Below are 3,309 nucleotides of genomic sequence, written 5' to 3' on the forward strand. Positions count from 1 at the left end.
GGGGGAGACGGGGGGAGACGGGGGGATTTGGTGCTATTACTATTAGATTTTGGTGCCAGTCTGTGGACTCTACCAAGCGAATCGGCAGATTTAAACTCGTCCCAATTCCGGCAATTGCGGCTCCAGCAGGTGTTTTGGGCAGGACGATACAAGCCACCGCAGCGAGGGCTAGATTGGCCGTGGCGAGTCGATCGAGAATTACTTCGATCCACCCCGCGAGCGTAAATTGCGCGGGTTCGGCGATCGCTAAGACTAGGCTGGTAGGATGATAGACCAATTGCGTGGGACTGCCGGAAATCGCCTGCGTAGTTATCGTGATTTGGCGATCGCCAGCGGCACAAAAGGGGATATCGCTAGCAGTCAACCACGGTGCATCTCCGTCCAAACTGACACTCACCCCCGCAATCAGATCGGCGATAAAAGCTTTGACATGCTGCGGATTTGCCAGCCGATAACCCGCTGGCGGATCTGGAAGCACGGTATTAAATTGCAGCTTTCCGGTAGTGGTAATCGCTGGTTGCACGTCCAACACCGCCGCAATGCGTTCGGCAAGATCGTTGACTCCCGTCATTCCACCCAGTAACGGCACCACCGCACTCCCATCCGCAGCCACCGCGACGACTGGCGGTTCCGTCTTGCTATCCGTTAGCACTGGTGCGAGCGTCCGAATCAAAATTCCCGCCGCACACAAGCCGATAATCGGCACACCCTGACTGTATAATTGCCGCAAAGTATCGCCAAAGTTGGCAAAACTCACATCCACATCTGTGGTTCTCTCTACCAACCCATACAATTGCGCTCCTGGTAAGGCTGTCATCAACTTCCGCGCGGTGGGGACGCTAATTTGATTGAGGACGACAACAACGGGTGTCGATCGTTGGCGCAGGCTCTGGGAATGAGCATCGAGCATGATTTAACAGATAACGGTCTTTCTTATCTTATCGCTGGTGGGATGAGTTCAAGTTGCGGCTCTTGTTGACAATCCGCCAATTGAGGCAAGAACTAGTCGCATACAAACAACTCAAAATGTGACGGGGAATAATAGCAAGTAGTTGTAACTTGAGATCCCCAATGAACTAGGGAGCATCCCAGTTTTTATTCGATCGAGAGAGATAGAACTTTTGTACTAAATCAGCAGGATTGAGTGTAGATGGAGGGAATGTTAGAGTCCGAACGCCAAAGGGAGAGGCATGTGTGTGGAAAGGATACGTTAGGAAAGTATGGATCTAAAGTATGGTTGAGATAAAGCAATTTGCACCGATTCTCGATCGGCTGGAAAATACTCAATCTTGAATCGTTATGAAACCAGAAATCGATCGAGAGTCGCAGGACAATAAATTATGTCCGACGACTCTCGATCGACGATTTCAGCAATACTGTCTAATTCAAGAATGTGGTTTTGTGCAAAATGAAAGCAACACGAGCTGGGGATAATTTAAATTCCCCGTAACGATCGATTATTTCGACCGAAAGCCGAACGAATTACCAATCGACTAGAACGCAGCCGACTATCGATCGAGGGGATTTTAGTTAATAGTGATTTCCTACCTTGCGATGATGGACTGCTGTGAGCGAATCGGCTTTAGCTACCCGTCCGATGTCTACCGTGCTGTAGACGATCCAGTGATCGTCGCCTTCCATGCGGCTGACGACTTCGCATTCTAAGTAGGCTAGCGAGTCGGCCAAGATGGGACAACCGTTTGAGGCGGGGTAAACCTTAATATTGGCAAATCGATCGGCTCCAGGCGGGAATCGTTTGAGGAAGTGTTTCATCAGGGGCTGATAGTTGCCCTCTTCTAAGATATTTAGCACGAACCTGTCGCCGACGTGCATTAAGGATTCGATCGCGCGGTCTTTGGCAACTGCGATCGAGATTCCAGGCGGTTCGACGCTGGCTTGGGCAACCCAAGAGGCGAGCATCGCACTGGTGGCTTCGCCGCGTTTGGCGGTGATGATGTACAGTCCGCCGCTGATCCGTCCGAGAGCTTTGTCGAGATCGTTATCGAGAGATTTCATCTGCTTGATACTACGATCTCGTGTCAGCCATTGTCCCAAATCCGTTCCGGCTTCTTCGCAGATTTGGTAGGTATTCTCGCTGGGAGTAGTTTCGATCCGAATTGGCTCGAAGGCTTCGCGCACGCCAACTTCCCGCAGTTTATTTCGTAGCAGATAGACTGATTCGTCATCGCCACCGCCAGATTCAAATAAACCGAAAGTTTGTTTGGCGTTAACTGCTGCCAAGATCGTACTTACCAAAGCTTGAGTCTGAGTTGCATCTGCACCAGATTGGGGCGGCATCCCGATGACTACACCAGTAGCGATATCTACCAGTTCGCGAACTTCATGGGGATCGGATTCGCGTAAATCGATGAGTTCGACACCCACGCCTGTTTTAGAAATCCCTTGTCCGATCGAGTTAGCGATCGCATCGCCATACCCATACTCACCGATATAAAATACGACGGCGGTAGTTGTGGCTTTGGCTTGAGTTTGGCTCCAGTCCCGATACCGCCCGACGAGTTCGGTAATATTGTATTTTAATAACGGCCCATGTCCGGTCGCGATCGTCGCAATTGCTGGTAAATCGCCCATCCGCTTAATTGCCGCTAATACCGATCGAGCATTCGGCCCCATCAAGCAATCATAATAAGTCTTATAATCAGAGTCTAAAATTGCTAGATCTTCGTCATAGGTGCGATCGTCGCAATAGTGCATCCCAAACACATCGCAAGTAAATAGCGTCTGCGTATGATGGTCGTAAGTCAGAATCGTATCCGGCCAATGTAGATTCGGTGCCGAGACAAATTCTAATTCGTGTCCCTTACCCAAGTCCAATCGATCGCCATTTTTGACCATCATCTGCTTGTAAGGTTGATGGATCAACCCATCCAAAAACTGCATCGCCACCTTCGCACCGACGACAATAATGTTCGGATTCAGTTGTAATAAGTCCTTAATCAAACCACTATGATCTGGTTCCGTGTGGCTGACGACTAAATAATCGATCTCCGCAGGATCGATGAGTCCCAACAAAGTATCCAAATAAAGCTGGCGAAACTTAGCATGAGAAGTATCGACCAACGCAATCTTTTCGCCCCGAACCAAGAAAGAATTATAAGTAGTCCCATTCTCCAACGCGAACTCGATATCAAACCGATCGCGATCCCAGTCGAGCGATCGAATTGCCGTCGTATCCACAGCAATCTCCTCAACCTGCATCGTCAGGCGTTTTTGAATCTTATCGGCTAGTACTACCATTGTAATTTACCTATTAATTTTAAAATTATTTGGCGTATTAATCTATTGTTA

2 protein-coding genes and 1 pseudogene are annotated in these 3,309 nt (G+C 49.2%); 1 reads left to right on the forward strand and 2 read right to left on the reverse strand.

Going from position 1 to position 3,309, the window contains the following annotated elements:
• A pseudogene (locus tag C7B77_RS26665) lies at positions 1-910 on the reverse strand (precorrin-3B C(17)-methyltransferase); the annotation flags it as partial.
• A gap of 389 nt (positions 911-1,299) precedes the next feature.
• Between C7B77_RS26665 and C7B77_RS31555 the strand changes: the two are divergent.
• Positions 1,300-1,434 carry a hypothetical protein gene (locus C7B77_RS31555; RefSeq protein ID WP_281261393.1) on the forward strand — a complete coding sequence of 45 codons (135 nt, stop codon included), beginning with the start codon at positions 1,300-1,302 and terminating at the stop codon, positions 1,432-1,434.
• Between the two features lie 96 nt (positions 1,435-1,530).
• Here C7B77_RS31555 and C7B77_RS26670 read toward each other — a convergent pair whose 3' ends face one another.
• Positions 1,531-3,258, reverse strand: a complete 1,728-nt coding sequence (locus C7B77_RS26670; protein WP_106312136.1) for a diflavin flavoprotein — start codon at positions 3,256-3,258, stop codon at positions 1,531-1,533.
• Positions 3,259-3,309 lie beyond the last annotated feature (51 nt).

Source organism: Chamaesiphon polymorphus CCALA 037 (genome assembly GCF_003003845.1).
GTDB classification, from domain to species: Bacteria; Cyanobacteriota; Cyanobacteriia; order Cyanobacteriales; family Chamaesiphonaceae; genus Chamaesiphon; species Chamaesiphon polymorphus.

What these genes read in the sequence shown, in the direction of transcription:
- C7B77_RS31555 (WP_281261393.1), top strand. Translation starts at nt 1,300, where the DNA reads ATGAAACCAGAAATCGATCGAGAGTCGCAGGACAATAAATTATGTCCG.
- C7B77_RS26670 (WP_106312136.1), bottom strand. Translation starts at nt 3,258, where the DNA reads ATGGTAGTACTAGCCGATAAGATTCAAAAACGCCTGACGATGCAGGTT.